Annotated in this window: 18 protein-coding genes and 1 pseudogene; 14 read left to right on the plus strand and 5 right to left on the minus strand. The window is 70.5% G+C overall.

The features are described 5' to 3' along the window. Together ABTY98_RS17805 and ABTY98_RS17810 are read left to right on the plus strand one after the other, a co-directional pair. A partial coding sequence (locus tag ABTY98_RS17805) for a transposase (protein ID WP_352221852.1) occupies positions 1-549 on the plus strand: 549 nt, incomplete at its 5' end. Positions 550-987: 438 nt separating this feature from the next. After that, positions 988-1,152 (plus strand): annotated as a pseudogene (locus ABTY98_RS17810) (transposase); the annotation flags it as partial. Between the two features lie 6 nt (positions 1,153-1,158). On the opposite strand, the gene ABTY98_RS17815 reads toward ABTY98_RS17810, so the two are convergent. The 3 genes from ABTY98_RS17815 to ABTY98_RS17825 form a co-directional block, all read right to left on the minus strand. Then, positions 1,159-1,659 (minus strand): VanZ family protein, encoded by a 501-nt coding sequence (locus ABTY98_RS17815; protein WP_352221853.1) that lies wholly within the window; start codon positions 1,657-1,659, stop codon positions 1,159-1,161. 1,242 nt (positions 1,660-2,901) lie between these two features. Next, the gene (locus ABTY98_RS17820) at positions 2,902-3,075 is read right to left on the minus strand and encodes a hypothetical protein (protein ID WP_352221854.1); all 174 of its coding nucleotides are present in this window, start codon (positions 3,073-3,075) and stop codon (positions 2,902-2,904) included. Between the two features lie 244 nt (positions 3,076-3,319). Continuing rightward, positions 3,320-3,601 carry a hypothetical protein gene (locus ABTY98_RS17825; RefSeq protein ID WP_352221855.1) on the minus strand — a complete coding sequence of 94 codons (282 nt, stop codon included), beginning with the start codon at positions 3,599-3,601 and terminating at the stop codon, positions 3,320-3,322. Positions 3,602-3,797: 196 nt separating this feature from the next. On the opposite strand from ABTY98_RS17825, the gene ABTY98_RS17830 reads away from it, so the two are divergent. Further along, positions 3,798-4,862: an ATP-dependent DNA ligase gene (locus tag ABTY98_RS17830; protein WP_352221856.1), complete on the plus strand. Its 1,065-nt coding sequence runs from the start codon at positions 3,798-3,800 to the stop codon at positions 4,860-4,862. A gap of 125 nt (positions 4,863-4,987) precedes the next feature. Next, positions 4,988-5,962, plus strand: coding sequence for a DUF3048 domain-containing protein (locus ABTY98_RS17835; RefSeq protein WP_352221857.1), 975 nt, complete (start codon positions 4,988-4,990; stop codon positions 5,960-5,962). Here the strand turns inward: ABTY98_RS17835 and ABTY98_RS17840 are convergent. Next, the gene (locus ABTY98_RS17840; RefSeq protein WP_352221858.1) at positions 5,959-6,423 is read right to left on the minus strand and encodes a MarR family winged helix-turn-helix transcriptional regulator; all 465 of its coding nucleotides are present in this window, start codon (positions 6,421-6,423) and stop codon (positions 5,959-5,961) included. The genes ABTY98_RS17835 and ABTY98_RS17840 overlap by 4 nt on opposite strands. Positions 6,424-6,645: 222 nt before the next feature. Here ABTY98_RS17840 and ABTY98_RS17845 point away from each other — a divergent pair, with 222 nt between their 5' ends. The 8 genes from ABTY98_RS17845 (at position 6,646) to ABTY98_RS17880 (ending at position 14,047) form a co-directional block, all read left to right on the plus strand. Further along, positions 6,646-7,401, plus strand: coding sequence for a CoA transferase subunit A (locus ABTY98_RS17845; RefSeq protein ID WP_352221859.1), 756 nt, complete (start codon positions 6,646-6,648; stop codon positions 7,399-7,401). Continuing rightward, complete coding sequence (locus ABTY98_RS17850) at positions 7,401-8,045, plus strand: CoA transferase subunit B (protein WP_352221860.1); 645 nt, start codon at positions 7,401-7,403, stop codon at positions 8,043-8,045. The genes ABTY98_RS17845 and ABTY98_RS17850 overlap by 1 nt, the downstream gene beginning before the upstream one ends. Further along, entirely contained in the window at positions 8,042-9,244 is a 1,203-nt protein-coding gene (locus ABTY98_RS17855; RefSeq protein WP_352221861.1) for a thiolase family protein, read from the plus strand. Before ABTY98_RS17850 ends, ABTY98_RS17855 begins: the two co-directional genes overlap by 4 nt. A 109-nt stretch (positions 9,245-9,353) precedes the next feature. Further along, the gene (gene pcaH, locus ABTY98_RS17860) at positions 9,354-10,127 is read left to right on the plus strand and encodes a protocatechuate 3,4-dioxygenase subunit beta (protein WP_352221862.1); all 774 of its coding nucleotides are present in this window, start codon (positions 9,354-9,356) and stop codon (positions 10,125-10,127) included. A 6-nt stretch (positions 10,128-10,133) separates the two neighbouring features. After that, complete coding sequence (gene pcaG / locus ABTY98_RS17865) at positions 10,134-10,736, plus strand: protocatechuate 3,4-dioxygenase subunit alpha (RefSeq protein WP_352221863.1); 603 nt, start codon at positions 10,134-10,136, stop codon at positions 10,734-10,736. A 5-nt stretch (positions 10,737-10,741) separates the two neighbouring features. Continuing rightward, the gene (pcaB, locus tag ABTY98_RS17870; protein ID WP_352222053.1) at positions 10,742-12,073 is read left to right on the plus strand and encodes a 3-carboxy-cis,cis-muconate cycloisomerase; all 1,332 of its coding nucleotides are present in this window, start codon (positions 10,742-10,744) and stop codon (positions 12,071-12,073) included. Further along, positions 12,070-13,191 carry a bifunctional 3-oxoadipate enol-lactonase/4-carboxymuconolactone decarboxylase PcaDC gene (pcaDC, locus tag ABTY98_RS17875; RefSeq protein WP_352221864.1) on the plus strand — a complete coding sequence of 374 codons (1,122 nt, stop codon included), beginning with the start codon at positions 12,070-12,072 and terminating at the stop codon, positions 13,189-13,191. The genes pcaB and pcaDC overlap by 4 nt, the downstream gene beginning before the upstream one ends. A 64-nt stretch (positions 13,192-13,255) precedes the next feature. Further along, the gene (locus tag ABTY98_RS17880; protein WP_352221865.1) at positions 13,256-14,047 is read left to right on the plus strand and encodes an SDR family NAD(P)-dependent oxidoreductase; all 792 of its coding nucleotides are present in this window, start codon (positions 13,256-13,258) and stop codon (positions 14,045-14,047) included. 97 nt (positions 14,048-14,144) lie between these two features. Here ABTY98_RS17880 and ABTY98_RS17885 read toward each other — a convergent pair whose 3' ends face one another. Continuing rightward, positions 14,145-16,826, minus strand: a complete 2,682-nt coding sequence (locus tag ABTY98_RS17885) for an ATP-binding protein (protein WP_352221866.1) — start codon at positions 16,824-16,826, stop codon at positions 14,145-14,147. Between the two features lie 181 nt (positions 16,827-17,007). Between ABTY98_RS17885 and ABTY98_RS17890 the strand changes: the two genes are divergently transcribed. Next, a complete protein-coding gene (locus ABTY98_RS17890; protein ID WP_352221867.1) occupies positions 17,008-18,279 on the plus strand; it encodes an MFS transporter in 1,272 nt (423 codons plus the stop codon). A gap of 3 nt (positions 18,280-18,282) precedes the next feature. Continuing rightward, entirely contained in the window at positions 18,283-19,425 is a 1,143-nt protein-coding gene (locus tag ABTY98_RS17895) for an anhydro-N-acetylmuramic acid kinase (RefSeq protein WP_352221868.1), read from the plus strand. Positions 19,426-19,464: the final 39 nt, after the last annotated feature.

Here is a 19,464-nt window from a genome sequence, read left to right on the forward strand (position 1 = left end):
CGCACCGCCGCGGCCACGGGAGCGGACCTGCTGTGGCGGGTACGCAAAGACCTCGTGCTGCCGGTGGTCGAGCAACTGCCGGACGGCTCCTACCTCACGGAGATCTTCGACCGCAGCGACATCCACCACACCCGTCGTGGGGTGCCAGTACGGGCGGTGGAGTACACCATCGCCGGCCATGAGGGCGTCTACCGGCTCCTCACCACGATCCTCGACCCGCACATGGCCCCGGCCGCGGAACTGGCCGCTCTCTATGCCCAGCGATGGGAGTTCGAGTCCACCCTCGACGAAATCAAGACCCACCTCGGCGGGCCGCACCTGGTACTGCGTTCGCAGCACCCTGACGGGGCCGAGCAGGAACTTTACGGCTTCCTCCTCGTCCACCACGCCATCCGGCACCTGATGCACCAGGCCGCACGACAAGCCGACCGGGACCCCGACCGGATCTCCTTCACCCGCTCACTGCGCGTCGTGCGCCGCCAGGTCACCGACCAGGCGGCGTTTTCCCCCCGGCCGACTCCTCCGCGCGGTCAAAGCCACCCACGCTGAACTCCTGGAACGCCTCCTGCCACGACGCCGCCGCCGGGCCAACCCCCGCGTCATCAAATGCAAAGTCGCCAGCCGGCCCCTCAAACGCGCCGTCCACCGGGCAGCAGATCGCCCACCCGCCGCAGCCACCACCCTCGTTGGCGCCACCAAACCCAAACAGGTCAAGCGAACACCAAAGCCCTAAGTTACCGGTATTGAGGCTAAGGAGGGTCTTCGCAATTGAGCGGTGGAGTCGTCGCGAGATTGGCGGATGCGTGCCACTCACGACCGCGAAAGACGCTGATCGCAGCCGCTCGACCTGGCACGGATCCGCCAATCACCGTCCCTGGCGACAGCTACTACCGCCCCGTCACCAGCGCGCGCACCGCTCAAGTTTGAAGTCCCGCTAAGGAACTACACGCGATCCCGCCGGTCCGCGGCAGTGTCGGACGATCTTGCACCGGTCCGGGCACTTACCGGTGGGTTGCCGAGCGCACCTTCGCCTGGCTCCACGGCTGCCGACGCCTACGCATCCGCTGGAAACGACGGGCCGACATCCACGAAGCCTTCCTCGAACTCGCCTGCTGCCTGATCACCCACCGACAACTCGGCTCATCGTGTTAACCATTGTCAGGGCTGCCGTGTCTGGCTGCGGCGTCGGACACGTGATTTCAACTGTGGCGAAACCAGATAGTTGGCGAGCGTGTACAGCAGAACCCCGAGCACTGTTCCGCACGTATTCACGATCACATCATCGATATCGACGACCCGTCCAGCTTTCATGAGCCACTGCATGAATTCGATTGCGATGCTCAATGCGCAGCCGACAGAAATCGCGACGATACCACTGGTACGCGGGTAAGCGAATCGATAAGAAATGGCGACAGGGATAAACATCGCGGCATTCGCTACCTGTTGGCGAATATACATAGAGCGCTCCATGCTACCCATGGTTGAATAGTCAAAGAAGATGCCCTGACCTGGAATGATCCAGACCGTGCTATCACCCGAACCTATGGCTTGATCGGAGGTGATCGTGGCCATAAGGGCAATTGCAACAAAGAATAGCAATAGAGCGCGCGCCCCGGATCGGAAGCTCTCGCTCTTCTTTTCCATCCCGAAGCCGGCCATGCAGGCGAGGAGACAGGCCAAGAGCCCGACGGCGACGCTAACGGGCGTTATGCAGAGAACCAATTGCCACATATGTGAACTTTCGCCGAGCCCCTTTGCGGCCGGTCGGCTCGGGCGCCGACCGGCCGCAAGGTATCACGTGGGCTTAGTAGCAGAGCCACTTGCTGATGTAGGTTGTGCCACCGGACAGCATGGTCGCCCTGCCGGCGGTCTTGGTGGCGATCCAATCGGGGTCGTAAGTGTGGCCATCCGAGTTCTTGAATTGCACGCCAAGCTTCACGGTGACGGAGGAGCCGCTGTGCTTCCAGTACTCAGAAGTGAAGTCGCCCGGAAGGGGCAATTACAAGACTCAGCCCCAGCGCGACTGCAAGGCTGACCAAATTGTAACTATCTTGCGCGCCGAAATTAGCCATCCTTGACTACTCGTGCAATTGTCCGGCGAAACGATCATGAACCTATCAGAAGGCTATGGGCTCGTCGAGTGCGTCTGGAACGCCTCTTTCGGCTTGTCCGGTTCCCTCTCCACTGCCCTCCGCAGGGCGTGGGCGATGAGCGTAGTTTTACTGTTTCATTCACACTTTCAGAGGTGTGCTTTGTTTTTTGATTTCCTATATACCCGAAGAGTAAGAATTACGAGGAAAGTGGGTGGATCTTTCAATTTGGCGGTCGATAGAGCCTCCTGCCGATCCGAAGGCGGCAGCAGCGGTTCGGCTCCAGCCGGTCCGACGGCTCATCCGACACGATCCATGGCGACGTCCCGACACTGGACCGAACGCTCAACTCTCGCCCAGGACAGGGCCATCAGTGCCGATTGACCTCATTGCGCCAACAGCCATAAGACGCCACTGACGTCCTTCTTTCCGCTCCGGACTAAAGGTGTGATATTTGTCTGAAATGCTGGAATCGATGCTGTTGCTCCCGGCCGGACGTCAGCGGCCCCCGTGGTAGTCGCGCCACATCGAGCGCAGCACCAGGACGCAGATGGTCAGGGCGACGACGGCGATGGCCAGCACCACGAGGGCGATGGACAGGCCGACAAGGACGGCCACCAGGACCGTGCCGACGACCGCCAGAGCGACGACGCCGAGGCAGCCGATGCCGACGTACGTACCGACCGGGTACGCCTTGATCGGCGTCAGCGGTACCGGCGCCGGGGTGACCGGCCACGGGTAGATCGGCTGGCCGGTCCAGTCATACCGATCGGCTGAAGGTGGTCACACGACGGCGTGTGGTCGGGGATGTTCATGACCGCCTCCCACCGACGAACTCGCGCCGCGGTTCGGCGGCTGCACGGCGGGACAGGTCGAACTCCGAACGCAGGCGCTCGACGGTCACCTTCCGTCCGGTATCGGTGACCACTTCCCGGTTCGGCTTGAGATCCCTTTTGCGCAGCTCAGCAGGGGTGAGGGTGACCACCTGCGTCACCACCTTCCGGGGGTTGGCGGCGGGGAGGGAAGTGGTCACCTTGCTGGTCGTCTGAGTGGCCGTGACGTCGACCCAGGCGAACGGCAGTTCCGTCTCGTGGTGGTCGTCTCCCTGCTCGTGCCGGTGAGGTCACGTCGATGACTCCCGCGAGGGCGTGCGCGGCGACGTACGCGTCGATGGCGACGGGCAGCATGGCGGCGATCGGGGGCTTGGCCCCGAGGCGGCGGCCCAGCTCCTACTCGGCGGTCGCGGTGAGGGCGATACCGGCGAAGAGGGAACTTCCCGCAGCCAGGCGCGGGTGGGGTCGGCGGTCTCGGTGGTCGTGCTCGGCCGCGTCCTCGACCGCGATGATCAGCATGGCGATAACGACCTCGTACCGCCCGATGAGGCTGAGGTCCGTCTGGTTCAGCTCGGTGTAGTCGAGACCGTCCGTCTCGACGAGAAGCTGACGGGCGATGGCGACGGGGCGAGGGGCGGTCTCGTCGAGTTCACTGCGAAGGACGGGTACGTTTTCCACGGAGCCGGCACCTTGATCTGGAAGGTGCTGAATCAAGGCCCGATGTCGGTCTCTCACACCGGCTCCGGGTCGCCCCGCCGTCTCACAGACCTCTCGCACACTGAGTGCGAAGGGCTGGGCCGTGGGGCGCTGAGCTGCACTGATTGGACTCAGCGGAATCCCACGGACCCCGAAAGACGGTCGGTAAGCTTGTGGCATGGATCTGCCGGTGATGCCACCCGTGAAGCCGATGCTCGCCAAGTCGGTGGCGACGATCCCGCCGGACATGCAGTACGAGGCGAAGTGGGACGGCTTTCGCGCGATCGTGTTCCGGGACGGCGCCGAGGTGGAGCTCGGCAGCCGCACCGGGAAGCCGTTGACCAGGTACTTTCCAGAGCTGGTAGGGGCACTGAAGGAGCGGGTGCCCGAGCGGTGCGTGCTGGACGGGGAGATCGTGATCGCCCGGGAAGGCCGGCTGGACTTCGACGCGCTGACCGAGCGGATCCATCCGGCGGACTCCCGGGTGCGCACCCTGGCGGAACGGACGCCCGCCTCCTTCGTCGCCTTCGATCTGCTGGCGCTGGCGGACGAGTCCCTGCTGGAGGTTCCGCTGACCGACCGCCGCGCCCTGCTCACCAGGGCGCTGGCCGGGGTCGCCCCGCCGGTGCACCTGGCGCCGGCGACAACCGATGTAGACGTGGCCCGGCAGTGGTTCGAGCAGTACGAGGGGGCCGGTCTCGACGGGGTCATCGCCAAACCGCTCACCCTGCGCTATCTCCAAGACGAGCGCGCCATGTTCAAGGTCAAGCACGAGCGGACCGCCGACGTCGTGGTGGCGGGCTACCGCCTGCACAAGAGCGGCCCCGTGGTCGGCTCGCTGCTGCTGGGACTGTACGACGACCGGGGCGCCCTGCAGCACGTGGGCGTGTCGGCCGCGTTCCCCATGAAGCGGCGGGCCGAGTTGATCGAGGAACTGGAGCCGCTGCGCATGGACGACGTCTCCGGGCATCCGTGGGCCGCCTGGGCGGAGGAGGCCGCCCATGAGTCGGCCCGGCTGCCCGGCGCGCCGAGCCGCTGGTCGGGCAAGAAGGACCTGTCCTGGGTGCCGCTGCGGCCGGAGCGGGTGGCCGAGGTGGCGTACGACCATATGGAGAACGGCGCCCGCTTTCGCCACACGGCCCGCTTCCGCCGCTGGCGCCCGGACCGCACACCGGAGAGCTGCACCTACGCCCAGCTGGAGGAACCTGTGCGCTACGACCTCACGGAGATCCTGGGGGCGTAGCCCCAACGCCCCCCTCACCCTCCGTCGGGTCATCCGGCGGTCCGTGATCGGCTTCGACCGGGTATGGCCACCGATGAGCCGATGAGCACACAATCAAGGGGACGAACGGGGTGGCAACGGTGGGCATGCGACACAGGGCGCCGACGCGCCGGACCGCGCTGACGGCAACGCTGGCCGCGGCCGTGATGGCGGCCTCCCTCACGGCCGGCTGCACCCGGCACGGCACACCGGACGACGGCCGCGCATCGCACGGCAGCCAGGCACCGGACGGGCAGCACACCGCCGGCACCGGCTCCGTACTGGCCGTGAAGATCGACAACGTTGCCGCGGCGCGCCCGCAGACAGGGCTGGACTCGGCGGACGTGGTGTACGCGGAGCAGGTGGAGGGCGGGCTCAGCCGGCTGATGGCGGTGTACGCCACTCAACTCCCCGACGCCGTCGGCCCGGTCCGCAGCGCTCGCGAGTCCGACCTGGAACTGCTGCGTCAGTTCGACCGGCCGACGCTCGCGTTCTCGGGTGCCCAGCACAAGCTGCTCCCGCTGATCGACCAGGCGCCGCTGCGGCCGGAGACACCCGAGGCCGCGTCCCACGCCTACTACCGGGGCAGCGAGAAGCCGGCCCCGCACAACCTGTATCTCCGCCCGGCCAGGCTGATGGCCGGGGTGCCCGGCAGGGCGGCGCTCACCACCGGCTTCCGCTACGGCCCGGCCCCGGCCGGCGGCACGGTCACGACCACGCGCACCGTGCGGTACCCGGTGGCCCGCTTCACCTTCACCTGGTCGGCCGACCAAAAGCGCTGGCTGGTGTCGATGGACGGCACCCCGGCCCGGACGACGGCCGGGAAGCGGGTGGCGGCCGCGACGGTCGTGGTGCAGCACGTGCGGGTGCGCACGTCCAGGTATCACGACGTGCTCGGCAACTACACGCCGTTCACCGAGACGGTGGGGTCGGGGAAGGCCGAAGTGCTGCGGGACGGACGCTCGTTCGTGGCCACCTGGACGCGGCGGGCGGCCACGGACGGTACGACGTTCACCGGACCGGACGGCCGTCCCGTGGACTTCGCCGCCGGGCAGGTGTGGGTGGTGTTCGCGAAGGCCTAGGCCTGCGGGACGAGGGGTTCCGTGGGATTGCGCAGCCCCTCCGCCGCGTCCGAGACCCGGCGGATCAGATCGAAGAACTGGGTCTGCTCCTCGGCCGAGAGCGGGGCCAGGAAGACCTGGTTCATCCGGGCGGTGCGCACGGTGAGCTTGCGGTGGGTGCGCAGCCCGTCGTCGGTGAGGCGCAGCAGGAAACGGCGGCCGTCCTGCGGGTCGCGCACCTTGTCGAGGAGCGCGCGCCGGCCGAGCCGGCTGATGACCTCGGCGATGGTCGACCGGTCCAGACCCACCCGCTCCCCCACCGTGCGCTGGTCCAGCCCCGGCTCGGCGACGAGCGCGTTCAGGACGGCGAACTGCGGCGAGGTGATCTCCTCCGAGACCATCGTGTTCCACAGCAGGTAGTGGGCCTGCTGAAGCCGCCGGGCCAGGTGCCCGGGGTGGGTGGTGAGGTCCACCGCGGCCATATGCACTCCCATGATCTGAATTCGTTGGTGCACTGAACGATACCCGCGGCCAGCCATCCTGTCTGTATACCCGTCTGCCATCGTCTGAGGTCTTGACGGGTGGGGACGCGGGTGGCAGCGTGAAAGATATCTCGCTGAAATAATCAGTACCCTGATTAATTCGCTGATTGATCAGACGCGGAGCGCGTCACCCGGGCGCCAGGAAGAGACGGGGCTTCACGGATGGACAAGGTGGTCGCCACGGCCGCGGAGGCGGTGGCCGACGTGCCGGAGGGCGCGTCGCTCGCGGTCGGCGGATTCGGGCTGAGCGGTGTTCCGAACGTGCTGATCGGGGCGTTGTACGAGCGCGGGGTGAGCGGCCTGTCGGTGGTCTCGAACAACTGCGGGGCGATGGACACGGGGCTCGCGGTACTGCTGGCGGCGGGCCGGATCGCCCGGGTGACCGGCTCCTACATCGGGGCGAACAAGGAGTTCGCGCGTCAGTATCTGGCGGGTGAGCTGGAGGTGGAGCTGATCCCGCAGGGCACTCTCGCCGAGCGACTGCGCGCGGGCGGCGCCGGGATCCCCGCCTTCTACACCCCGGCCGGGGTGGGCACGCAGGTCGCGGAGGGCGGGCTGCCCTGGCGCTACGACGGCTCCGGAGGCGTCGCCCTGGCCTCGCCGGCGAAGGAGGTCCGGGAGTTCGACGGCACCGAGTACGTCCTGGAGCGTGGGATCCGTACGGACTTCGCCCTGGTACGGGCGGCGAAGGGCGACCGGCACGGGAACCTGGTCTTCAACAAGTCCACCCGGAACTTCAACCCGCTCGCCGCGATGGCCGGCAAGGTCACGATCGCGGAGGTGGAGGAACTGGTGGAGCCCGGCGAGATCGACCCGGACGCGGTTCATCTGCCAGGGATCTTCGTCCAGCGGGTGGTCGCGCTGACGGCGGAGCAGGCGGCGGACAAGAAGATCGAGCAGCGGACGGTGAGCAGCTGATGGCCTGGACCCGTGAGCAGATGGCGGCGCGGGCGGCCCGCGAACTGAGGGACGGGCAGTACGTCAATCTCGGCATCGGCCTGCCCACACTGATCCCGAACTATCTGCCCGAGGGCGTGGAGGTGGTCCTGGAGTCGGAGAACGGCATCCTGGGCACCGGCCCGTACCCCACCGAGGACGCCGTCGACCCGGATCTGATCAACGCGGGCAAGGAGACGGTGACGGTCCTGCCGGGGGCCTCCTTCTTCGACTCGGCGTTGTCGTTCTCGATGATCCGCGGCGGGCACATCGATGTCGCGGTGCTGGGCGCGATGCAGGTCTCCGCGAGCGGGGACCTGGCCAACTGGGCCATCCCCGGGAAGCTGGTCACCGGGATCGGCGGCGCGATGGACCTCGTCCACGGCGCCCGCACGGTCATCGTCGTCATGACGCACACGGCGAAGGACGGCTCGCCGAAGATCCTCACCGAGTGCGCGCTGCCGCTGACCGGCAAGGCATGCGTCGACCGGATCATCACCGACCTGGGTGTCCTGGACGTCACGGACGACGGACTCGTCCTCGTCGAGACCGCACCCGGGGTCGGCGTCGAGGAGATCGCCGCCAAGACCGACGCGAAACTCACTGTCCTGGAGGGTCTGCTGTGAACACGGTGTACATCGTCGACGCGGTGCGGACGCCGATCGGCCGTTACAACGGCGGTCTCGCGGGCGTACGTCCGGACGACCTGGCCGCCCACGCGGTCCGTGAACTCCTCTCCCGCACACCGGACCTGGACCCTGCCCGGATCGAGGACGTCTACTTCGGCAACGCAAACGGCGCCGGCGAGGAGAACCGCAACGTGGGCCGGATGGCCGCGCTCCTGGCCGGTCTGCCGACCAGCGTGCCGGGCGTCACCGTCAACCGGCTGTGCGCGTCGGGGCTCGAAGCGGTCATCCAGGCGGCCCGCGCGATCGCGGTCGGCGATGCGTCGATCGCCGTGGCGGGCGGCGTCGAGTCGATGACCCGCGCGCCGTACGTGCTGCCCAAGAACGACCGGCCCTTCCCGGCAGGCCACATCGAGCTGTACTCGACCACACTGGGCTGGCGCATGGTCAACCCGAGGATGGACCCGCAGTGGACCATCCCGCTCGGTGAGAGCGCGGAACTCATCGCCGACAAGCACAAGATCAGCCGCGAACAGCAGGACGAGTTCGCCCTCGCCTCCCATCAGAAGGCCGCGGCGGCCCAGCAACAGGGGCTGTTCAACGCCGAGTTGGCCCCGGTATCCATTCCGCAGCGCAAGGGTGAGCCGGTGGTCTTCGGCGCGGACGAGTGCGTACGGCCGGACGCCTCCCTCACCGCGATGGCCAAGCTGAAGCCGTCCTTCCGCACGGAGGGCGGGACGGTGACCGCGGGCAACGCGTCGCCACTCAACGACGGTGCGGCGGCGCTGCTGCTGACCGACGAGGAGGGGCTCAAGGCGGTCGGGCGGGAGCCGCTGGCCCGGGTCAGCGCGACCGGTGTCTCGGCGATCGACCCGGACTACTTCGGGCTCGCGCCGGTGGAAGCCGTGCACCGTGCGCTGGGCAAGGCCGGGAAGGGGTTTGCGGATCTCGACGTGCTCGAACTGAACGAGGCGTTCGCGGCGCAGGTGCTGGGGTGCGTGGCGGAGTGGCCGGAGTTCGATCCGGCTGTTCTCAATCCGCAAGGTGGGGCCATCGCTCTCGGCCATCCCCTCGGCGCGTCCGGGGCGCGGCTTGCCGGCACCGTTGCGCATCAGCTCGCGCGACAAGGGAGCGGTACTGGTGTTGCCACGCTGTGCATCGGTGTCGGGCAAGGGCTCGCGCTGGTTCTTGAGCGATAAACGGCCAGTCCGGCACCCGCGGGTGCGTCGTGGCTGGTCGCGCCCACGCGGCGGAGCCGCACATCGATACAGCCCCGCGCCCCCGGGGCGCTTACAGCTAGGACTTTCAGTGACTCTCACCCAAGCTGACATCGACCTCGAAATCGCCGCCAGGCATGCCGACTACGAGAAGCGCGTCGCCGAAGGCGCCCCCGTCGAGCACCACCCCCGTCGGGACTACGCCCCGTACCGCTCTTCCGTCCTTCGGTATCCCACACAACCCCTGGTCGCCATCGACACCAGCAAGGACCCGGAGCTGGTGGAGTTGCACTCGCCCGCCTTCGGGGAGCGGGACATCACCGAGATCGACAACGATCTCACCCGGCAGCACACCGGTGAGCCGATCGGCGAGCGCATCGCCGTGTCCGGGCGGCTCCTTGACCGGGACGGCCGGCCGATCCGCGGGCAGCTGATCGAGATCTGGCAGGCCAACTCGGCCGGCCGGTACGCCCACCAGCGCGAGCAGCACGACGCCCCGCTGGACCCGAACTTCACGGGTGTCGGCCGTACCATCACCGATGCCGAGGGCTGCTACCGCTTCACCACCATCCAGCCGGGCCCCTACCCCTGGCGCAACCACGTCAACGCCTGGCGTCCGGCGCACATCCATTTCTCGATGTTCGGTACGGCGTTCACCCAGCGGCTGGTGACGCAGATGTACTTCCCGAGCGACCCGTTGTTCCCGTACGACCCGATCATCCAGTCGGTGACGGACGACGCGGCCCGGCAGCGCCTGGTCGCGACCTACGACCACAGCCTGTCCGTGCCGGAGTTCTCATTGGGCTACCACTGGGACATCGTGCTGGACGGCCCGCACGCCACCTGGCTCGAAGAAGGACGCTGACCTGCCATGACGAAGATCGACACAAACAGCCCGGAGCAGGTGCTGCCCACCCCGTCGCACACGGTCGGCCCGTTCTACGGCTATGCGCTGCCGTTCCGCGGCGGCGAGGAGATCGCGCCCCTCGGCCACCCGGACACGATCACGGTCCACGGGTACGTCCTCGACGGGGAGGGCAAGCCGCTGCCGGACGCCTTCGTGGAGCTGTGGGGCGCCGACCCGGACGGGAACGTGTCCACGACGGACGGTTCGATCCGGCGCGACCCGGCGACCGGTGACTACCTCGGCCGCAACGGCGTGGAGTTCACCGGCTGGGGCCGGATCCAGACGGACGCCAACGGGCACTGGTACGCGCGGACGCTGCGGCCCGGCGCCCGCGGCGGCAGCGCGCCCTACATCAGCGTGTGCGTCTTCGCCCGCGGCCTGCTCACGCACCTGTTCACCCGGATCTATCCGCCCGGCGACGACACCGCGCTCGCCGCGGACCCGCTGCTCACCCGGGTGGGCGAGCGGCGCGACACGCTGATCGCCGGCGACGAGGGCCGGGGGACCTACCGTTTCGACATCCGCCTTCAGGGCGAGGGCGAAACGGTCTTCCTGGAGTTCCAGTGACATCACTGAGCTATGGCGGCGGTGACGCCGGGCTGCTCGGCCCCGGGTGGGCCGGTTCCGCCGTCGCGTCCGCGACCGGAGACGGCGCCTGGCTGCGGGCGCTCCTTGACGCGGAGGCGGCCCTCACCAGGGCACAGGCCGCCCTGGGGCTGGCCCCTGCCGAGGCCGCGGCGGCCGTGACCGAGGCGGCCGATCCGGACCGCTTCGACGTCGGCGCCCTCGCGGCGCGGGCCCGCGCCGGCGGCAACCCGGTCATCCCGCTGGTCGCCGATCTGACGCAGGCGGTCGGCGCGGAGTACGGGCCGTATGTGCACCGGGGCGCCACCAGCCAGGACATCATGGACACGGCGACAATGCTGGTCGCCGCCCGCACCCTGGACCTGGTCCTCGCCGACCTCCGGCGCACCGAGCAGGCGCTGGCCCGGCTGGCCGCCGAGCACCGCGACACGCCGATGCCGGGCCGCACGCTCACCCAGCACGCCGTACCGACGACCTTCGGGCTGAAGGCGGCCGGCTGGCGTTCGCTGGTCCTCGACGCCTGGGACCGTATGGCCCGGGTCCGTGAGTCACTGCCCGCGCAGCTCGGGGGCGCGGCGGGCACGTTGGCGGCTTTCGGAGCGTACGGCGCGGAACACGCGGAAGAGCTGCCGCAGGCGTACGCGCGTGAACTCGCCCTCGCCGCTCCCCTGTTGCCGTGGCACACCCTGCGTACCCCCGTCGCCGATCTCGCCGGGTGCCTCGCCTTCACGGCCGGGGCGTTGGGCAAGATCGCCGTGGATGTACTGACCCTGTCCCGCACCGAGATCGGTGAGCTCTCCGAGGGCAGCGGCGGCGGCTCGTCGGCGATGCCGCACAAGGCGAACCCCGTGCGGTCCACGCTCATCGCGGCCGCAGCCCGGCGGGCCCCGCAGCTCGCGGCCGTCCTGTACGGCTCCCTGGTCGCGGAGGACGAGCGGCCGGCCGGTGCCTGGCACGCCGAGTGGGAGCCGTTGCGGGATCTAATGCGCGCCGTCGGAGGCGCGGCCCGGGACGCGGCGGAGCTGGCGGAGGGGCTGCGGGTGCATCCGGAGGCGATGCGCCGGAACCTGGATCTCACCCGCGGTCTGATCGTCTCCGAGCGGCTGTCCGCCGCACTGGCTCCCGTGCTCGGCCGGGCCCGGGCGAAGGAGCTGCTCACCGAGCTCGCCCGCCGCACCTACACCGAGCAGCGCACGCTGCGCGAACTCCTCGCGGAGGAGCCCGAGTTGACGGACGTCGACCTCGACGACCTGACCGACCCCGCCCGCTACCCCGGCTCCGCCGGCGCTCTCACCGATCGTGCACTGGAGCGACGTTGACCGAGAACCTCCTCAACCACCGTGCCGAAGGCCCTGCTTCCGCTCCCCCGCTGCTGCTCGGGCCGTCGCTCGGCACCTCGTACGCGCTGTGGGACGCGGTGGCGCCCGAACTGTCGACCGGCCACCGGGTGGTGCGCTGGAACCTACCGGGGCACGGCGGTTCGGCACCGGATCTGATCAAGGCGGGGGCGACCGTCGGTGACCTCGCCGACCTGGTGCTCGCGCTCGCCGACTCGCTCGGCATCGAGCGGTTCGGGTATGCCGGGGTGTCACTGGGCGGTGCGATCGGGCTGCACCTTGCCGTCCACCACCCGGGCCGGCTGGAGAGCCTGGCCGTAATCTGCTCGTCCGCCCACTTCAACGGGGCCAGGCCCTGGGAGGAGCGGGCCGAGCGGGTCCGCCGGGAGGGCGTGGAGTGGCTGGCGGACAACGCGGGCACCCGCTGGTTCACGCCCGGCTTCACCGTGCCGCGCCTCGTCGAGGACCAGCGGACGGTGGACCCGGAGGCGTATGCCGCCTGCTGCGACGCGCTGGCCGCCTTCGACCTGCGCGACCGGCTCGGCGAGATCGCCGTACGCACCCTGCTGATCGCGGGCCGTCAGGACCCCGCGACCCCGCCGCCGCATCTGCGGGAGATCGCGGACGCGGTGCCGGCGGCCACGCTGGTCGAGCTGCCCGGCGCCTCGCATCTGGCGCCCGCGCAGTGCCCCGAGGCCGTCCTCACCGCGCTCCGCTCCCACCTCGACGGCGGTGCCAGGCGGGGCATGGCGGTGCGCCGGGAGGTGCTGGGCGACGCACACGTCGACCGGGCACAGGCCCGCCAGACCCCCTTCACGGCCCGCTTCCAGGACTTCATCTCGCGCTACGCCTGGGGCGAGATCTGGACCGACCCCACCCTCTCCCGCCGCGAACGCAGCATGATCACCCTCACCGCGCTGGTCGCGCACGGGCACTACGACGAGCTGGCCATGCATGTACGGGCCGCCCGGCGCAACGGGCTCACACCGGAGGAGATCGGGGCGGTGCTGCTGCAGACGGCCGTGTACTGCGGAGTTCCGGCGGCGAACGCGGCGTTCGCGACGGCCCAGCGGGTGCTGGCGGAGGAAGAAGAAGCGTGACCCTGGCAGTCGTAGCCTCAGGAGTGTCAAGCAGCCGGCGTCGGCTCGTGCCTACGCTGGAAGCATGTCCACTGTTCTGATCACCGGTGCCACCTCCGGGCTCGGCCGGTACGTCGCCTTCGAACTGGTCCGCTCCGGACATGCCGTCCTCGCGCACGGCCGCGATCCGGGCCGTACCGAGGCGTTGGTCGAGGAGCTGCGCGCCGAGGGCGAGGCGGAGGGTTTCGTCGCCGACCTGGCCTCGCTGGCGCAGGTCCGCGAGCTGGGCGCGCGGGTCGCCGACGCGCGTCCCGGCCTGGATGTACTGATCAACAACGCGGGCGTCGGCGCCGGTGCGCCCGGCACGGGGCGCGAACTGAGCGCCGACGGCCACGAACTGCGTCTGGCCGTCAACTACCTGGCCCCGGTGACCCTGACCCATGCCCTGCTGCCGGTCCTGCGCGCCAACGCTCCGGCCAGGATCGTCAACGTGGGCTCGGCCGGCCAGGAGCCACTGGACTTCGACGACCCCGAGTTCACCCGGGGCTACCAGGGCTTCGCGGCGTACTGCCGGGCCAAGTTCGCCCTGGCGGCCCACACGTTCGCCCTGGCGGAGGAGCTGGCGGGCACGGGTGTGGCGGTCAATGTGCTGCACCCGGCAACTTTCATGGACACGGCGATGGTGCGGGAGGGCGGGGTGGCGCCGTTGAACACGGTGGCGGACGGTGCACCGGGGGTACTGGCCCTGGCCACCCAGGACCTCGGAACCGGCGGCTACTTCGACGGCACGAACCCGGCGAGGGCCCACGAGGCGACGTACGACAAGGACGTCCAGAAGCGCCTGTCAGCGGTGACCGACCAACTCCTCGCGCTGTAGCGCGCCTGATCTTGGGGGCGCGGGGCCGTATCGATGTGCGGCTGCCGCCGCATGGGCGCGACAAGCCCCCACGCACCCGCGCCCCGCAACGCACCTTTCAGCGCAACCCCCGACCCGTATCCAAAACCTCCCGAGCCTGGGCAACCAGCCCGTCCGCCCCACACGACCGAGCCAACGCCAGCCCCCGATGCAGCTCGGCCACCGACCGCGCGGCGATCCCGTACTCCACCCGGGCCGCCGCATGCTCGTACTGGCACGGCGACGCCTCCAGACAGGCCACCGCCTGCGACGCGAGCCGCACCTGCCGCTGCCCGGTCTCCAGCGCGGCCGCGCACCGCAGCGCCTCGCCGATCGCCGTGTCCGTGCCGAACCGCTCGGCCTGCCGCCGCGCGTCGGCCGCCAGCCGTGCCGCGCGCGCCGGGTCCTCGCTCGCGAGGGCCCGCGCGAGGTCGAGCGCCCAGGGCACCACGACCGGGTTGAAGTGGCCGCCTGCGGCGGCCGCCTTCTCCGCCGCCTCCAGTTCGTTGACGGCCTCCTTCGTACGGCCGACGGCGAGCAGCAGCCGGCCGCGTACGGACCGCGGGTCCGGCATCACGATCATGGAGGGGTACGGCGGTGCGAAGCCGTACTGCTCTGCCGTGTCCCAGGCCTGCTGGACATGGCCGCGGGCGAGCAGCGTGTCCACCAGGTTGCAGGTGGCGGTCCAGTACAGGGGCAGCCTGCGGCCGACCCGCTCGGCGATCCGCTGGGACTCCCGCAGGGAGATCTCCGCTTCCCGCAGCCGGCCGCGCCTGCGGTGCCCGAGGCCCACGGAGGCATGGGCGAGGGCGAGGTGGCCGCCGCTCCAGCCGGAGGACTCGTAGGCGCGCAGGGCCTCGTTGTAGAGGCTCTCCGCACGGTCGAGGCGGTCGGTGAAGACGTAGGCGTTGGCGAGCATCAGCAGCAGCTCGATGCCCCACTCGCTGTCGGTCCAGCCGAGTCCGGGCGCGAGCCGGCCGTTGACGAGGGCGCGGTCGCAGAGTTCCACGACCTCTTCGGCGCTCTCCCCCTGGATGAGGAGGTCGAAGCCGCGCAGCATCAGCAGGGCGCGCTCGGAGTTGTCCCGGCCGGTGCAGGTGTCGGTGAGCGCGCCGAGGCGTTCGGAACGGCGCGGGGACACTGCCTCGCCGGCGATGCCCTCCCACATGAACTGGACGGCTTGGAGCCGGAGTTTGGCGGGGCCCTCCTCGTGCCGGGCGGCCTCCGCCTCGACGGTGCGGACGGCTTCCTCCAGCTGGTCGTTGTGGAGGAGTGCCTGGGAGAGGCGGAAGACGGCGTCGACGCGTTCGGCGCCGCCCAGGCCGGGCATGCCGAGCGCGGTGCGCAGGTGGCCGATGGTGACGGCGGGCTTGGTGAGCAGGGTGGCGCAGCCCAGTTCGTAGAGCACGCGCGCGTGGACCTCGGGTACGGGCGGTTCCAGCAGGGCGCGTTCGAGGCAGCGGCGGGCCGCGTCCGGGGCGCCGACCGCGAGGTGTTCCTTGGCCGCGTCCCGCAGCTGCTGGACGAGTTCCTCGTCGTCGTCCGGATGCACTTTCAGCAGATGGCGGGAGGCCTCGGCGATGCCCCGGCCGTCGTCGATGACGATCTGTGCGGCGATGCCGTGCATGGCGGTGCACATCGCCGGCGGTATGGAGTTGTAGACGGCGGTGGCGATCAGCGGGTGGACGAACTCCAGGTCACCGGTGTGGGAGCGGGAGCCGGCCGGGTCGGGCGCGGTGAGGATACGGGCACTGCGCAGCAGTTCGGCGCAGCGCTCGGCGTCCTCCATGCTCATGGTGGCGAGCTGGGCGACCAGGTCGACGGAGATGCCGGTGCCGAGGATGGCGGCGGCCCAGGCGAACCGGGTGGCGTCGATACCGAGGCCTTCGAGGCGCGTGACGAGTCCGCCGCCGCGGGCCGACCGGTTGAGCGCGCGCAGTTCGCCGGCCCGGGCCTCGACGGGGGCGACCTCGCTGTCCTGGACCTTGGCGAGGAGTTCGACGGTCTCGTAGGGGTTGCCGCCGGTGACGGCCCAGACCTCGCGGCAGAACGGGGCGTCGGCGTGCGCGCCCAGGGTGGCGAGGGTGAGTCCGGCGGTGGCGTCCGGGGTGAGGGCGCTGAGACTGTGCCCGGGGTTCGCGGCCGCGGCGGCCACGGTGTCGAGGTAGCGGGCGCTGTCGCCGCTGACCTCGCCGGGGCGGCGGGCGACCAGGACCAGGACGGACAGGTCGTCGAGACGCTCCACGAACGCGGCGAGCCAGGCCAGGGTCTCCTGGTCGGCCCAGTGCGCGTCGTCGATCAGCAGCACCAGTGGCCAGTCCCGTTCGGCCAGCCGGCGGACGGCGGCGACCAGGCCGTCGCAGACGCCCTGTGGGTCGGCCTGGCGCTCACCGGGGCCGGTTATGCCGAGGGCGGGGCCGACGATGTCGTACCAGTCGCCGAGGTATTCGCGGGCCTCGTCGGGGTGCAGGGAGACCAGGGCGGGCTGGAGCAGCTGCCGTACCACGTTGAAGGGAACGCTGCGCAGGGTCTCGCCGCCGCGAGTGGACCAGACGGTGCAGCCGCGGCGCTCGGCGATACGGCGGGCCTCGGCCAGCAGCGCGGTCTTGCCGAGTCCGGCCTCGCCGCTGAGGATCAGCAGGTTCCCGGCAGTGGACCGGTCGGCGCACAGGACGTCGAGTGCCTCGGTGATGGCGGCGATCTCCGCGTCGCGCTCCCAGAGGGGAGCAGAGGGGTCCTCTGGGGGTTGTTCCTCCGTCATCCCGTTACCTCCCCAAGTCGCCCGAACGACGTACAGACCACGAGCGTAGCCGTCCTGTTGGCTGTCCGGAGGCGGGACCGGGCAGCTGTGGCCGTGACGGGTGACAGCGGGCGCGGCCGGGCGACGCATGCCGGGCCCGACCTGCCGCTGTGGAGCTGACGGATCGTCAATGGGCATGGAAATGAAGCTGATTTTCGAAGATCGGGCAGTACGGGAGCGGAACCGGCCCCTCCGGGCGCTGGCGGCGGGCTCGGTGGGCAACTTCGTCGAGTGGTACGAGTTCGCGGTCTACGGCTACTTCGCGACGGTCGTCGCCGAGCGGTTCTTCACCCCGGCGGGCGGCAGCGCGGCCGAGGGGCTGGTGCGCACCTACGCCTCGTTCGGGCTGGCGTTCTTCTTCCGTCCGCTGGGCGCGGCCGTGTTCGGCCGGCTCGCCGACCGGCTCGGACGGCGGCCGGTACTGATCCTCGTGGTCGCGCTGATGACGGGCGCCACGGCACTCATCGGCCTGCTGCCGACGTATGCGCAGGCCGGCTCGCTCGCGCCCTGGCTCCTGACATTCCTGAGGGCCGTTCAGGGGTTGTCGGCGGGCGGGGAGTTCGGGGGTGCGGTGGCGATGCTGACCGAGTTCGCGCCGCCGGGGCAGCGAGGGCTGTACGGGGCGTGGCAGTCGTTCACCGTGGCGCTGGGCCTGCTGGGCGGGGCGGGCGTGGCGGCCGGGGTCGCCTCCGTCCTGACGGCTAGTCAACTCGACGCGTGGGGATGGCGGTTGCCGTTCCTGCTGGCGTTGCCGCTGGGTGCGCTCGCGCTGTGGCTGCGGGTGGGGCTGGAGGAGACGCCGGAGTTCCGGGAGCCGGACGTGCGGGCGGCGCGGGTGTCGGCCGGGGCGATCGCGCTGGCCGTCGGCCGGGTGATGGGCTGGTCGGCAGCCGGGTACACCTTGCTGGTCGTGCTGCCGTCGTACCTCCAGACAGCGCTGCACACCGGCTTTCGTGCGGCGCTGCTGGCGACCGTGCTGGCGAACCTGGGTTTCGCGGCGGCGATCCTCCCGGCGGGGCTGCTCAGCGACCGGGTCGGGCGACGGCCGGTGATGCTGACGGGGGCCGGTCTCGTGGTCGTGCTGGCCCTGCCGCTGCTCGACCTCCTCCAGGACGACGGGGTGTCCTCCGCGGTGAGGGGCGCGGCCCTGTGCGGTGCGGGTGCGGTGGTGGGACTGATGGCCGGGCCGGGGCCGGCGCTGCTGGCCGGGATGTTCCCTGCGCGCGCCCGCTGCACGGGCCTGGGACTCGCCTACGCCCTGTCCAATGCCGTGTTCTCGGGCTGTGCGGGCCTGATCATCACGGAGGCGGTGAAGCGCACCGGGAACCTGGACGTTCCCGGCTACTACGCGGCGGCGGCCTGCGCGGTGAGCGTGCTCGCGCTGGTGAGGTCACGGGAGACGAAGGCGGGTTGAGCGGTGCTGGTGATCGGTCTGATGTCCGGGACGTCGTACGACGCGGTCGACGCGGCCGCCGCCGAGCTGCGCCTGGCCGGCGACACGCTGCTGCTGAAGCCGCTGGGGCTGGTGAGCACGCCGTACGACGACGAGTTGCGCGGGGCCCTCGCGGGCGCGCTGCCCCCGGCGGCCGTACCGCTGGCGCGGGTGTGCCTGCTGGACACCCGGATCGGGCAGGCCTTCGCGTCGGCGGCCGCCCGCGCCGATCGTGAACTGTGCGGCGGACGGGCCGAGTTGGTCGCCTCACACGGGCAGACAGTCTTCCACTGGGCGGAGGGCGGCCGGGTGCACGGCACGCTGCAGCTCGGGCAGCCGGCCTGGATCGCGGAGGCGACGGGACTGCCGGTGGTCGCCGACTTCCGGCCGCGGGACGTGGCCGCCGGGGGCCAGGGCGCTCCCCTGGTGAGCCTGGTCGACCTGCTGTGGCTGCGCGGCCGGCCGGGCACGCCGGTGGCGCTGAACATCGGGGGGATCGCCAACCTCACCGCGCCGGACGGCACGGCCTTCGACACCGGGCCCGGGTGCGCGCTGATGGACGCGGCGGCCCGGGAGTTCACCGGCGGCCGGCTGGCGTACGACGTGGACGGGGCGCTGGCGGCGCGCGGACGGCCGTACGGACCGCTGCTTGAGCGGTTGCTGGCGGACCCGTACTACGCGCTGCCCGCGCCGAAGACGACCGGCAAGGAACTGTTCCACGCCGGGTACTGGCAAGCGCCGGAGGGCTTGTCGGCCGAGGACGCGCTGGCGACGCTCACCGAACTGACGGCCCGGACGGTCGCGGACGCGGTACGCGGCGTGGGCGCCACGGAGGTGATCGCCTCGGGCGGCGGCACCCGCAACCCGGTGCTGATGCGGCTGCTCCGCGGCCTGCTCCCCAAGACCCCCGTCCGCGCCTCCGACGAACTCGGTCTGCCCGCGGCGGCGAAGGAGGCATACGCCTTCGCGGTCCTCGGCTTCCTCACCGCACACGGTCTCCCGGGGACCGCCCCGACCGCCACCGGCGCCCGCCACCCGAGCATCCTGGGCTCCCTGACCCCGGGGCGGGACGGTCTGCGGCTGCCGCCACGGGCATCGAACCCGCCGGTGCGGCTGCGGGTCGAATGAGGGTGCGGGATCGGCTCGTACGAAGCAAGCCGGATCCGA

The organism is Streptomyces sp. NPDC096040, assembly GCF_040303265.1.
In the GTDB taxonomy this organism is placed as follows: domain Bacteria; phylum Actinomycetota; class Actinomycetes; order Streptomycetales; family Streptomycetaceae; genus Streptomyces.

What these genes read in the sequence shown, in the direction of transcription:
- ABTY98_RS17815 (WP_352221853.1), bottom strand. Translation starts at nt 1,659, where the DNA reads ATGGCCGGCTTCGGGATGGAAAAGAAGAGCGAGAGCTTCCGATCCGGG.
- ABTY98_RS17830 (WP_352221856.1), top strand. Translation starts at nt 3,798, where the DNA reads ATGGATCTGCCGGTGATGCCACCCGTGAAGCCGATGCTCGCCAAGTCG.
- ABTY98_RS17835 (WP_352221857.1), top strand. Translation starts at nt 4,988, where the DNA reads ATGCGACACAGGGCGCCGACGCGCCGGACCGCGCTGACGGCAACGCTG.
- ABTY98_RS17840 (WP_352221858.1), bottom strand. Translation starts at nt 6,423, where the DNA reads ATGGCCGCGGTGGACCTCACCACCCACCCCGGGCACCTGGCCCGGCGG.
- ABTY98_RS17845 (WP_352221859.1), top strand. Translation starts at nt 6,646, where the DNA reads ATGGACAAGGTGGTCGCCACGGCCGCGGAGGCGGTGGCCGACGTGCCG.
- ABTY98_RS17850 (WP_352221860.1), top strand. Translation starts at nt 7,401, where the DNA reads ATGGCCTGGACCCGTGAGCAGATGGCGGCGCGGGCGGCCCGCGAACTG.
- pcaG (WP_352221863.1), top strand. Translation starts at nt 10,134, where the DNA reads ATGACGAAGATCGACACAAACAGCCCGGAGCAGGTGCTGCCCACCCCG.
- ABTY98_RS17880 (WP_352221865.1), top strand. Translation starts at nt 13,256, where the DNA reads ATGTCCACTGTTCTGATCACCGGTGCCACCTCCGGGCTCGGCCGGTAC.
- ABTY98_RS17885 (WP_352221866.1), bottom strand. Translation starts at nt 16,826, where the DNA reads ATGACGGAGGAACAACCCCCAGAGGACCCCTCTGCTCCCCTCTGGGAG.
- ABTY98_RS17890 (WP_352221867.1), top strand. Translation starts at nt 17,008, where the DNA reads ATGAAGCTGATTTTCGAAGATCGGGCAGTACGGGAGCGGAACCGGCCC.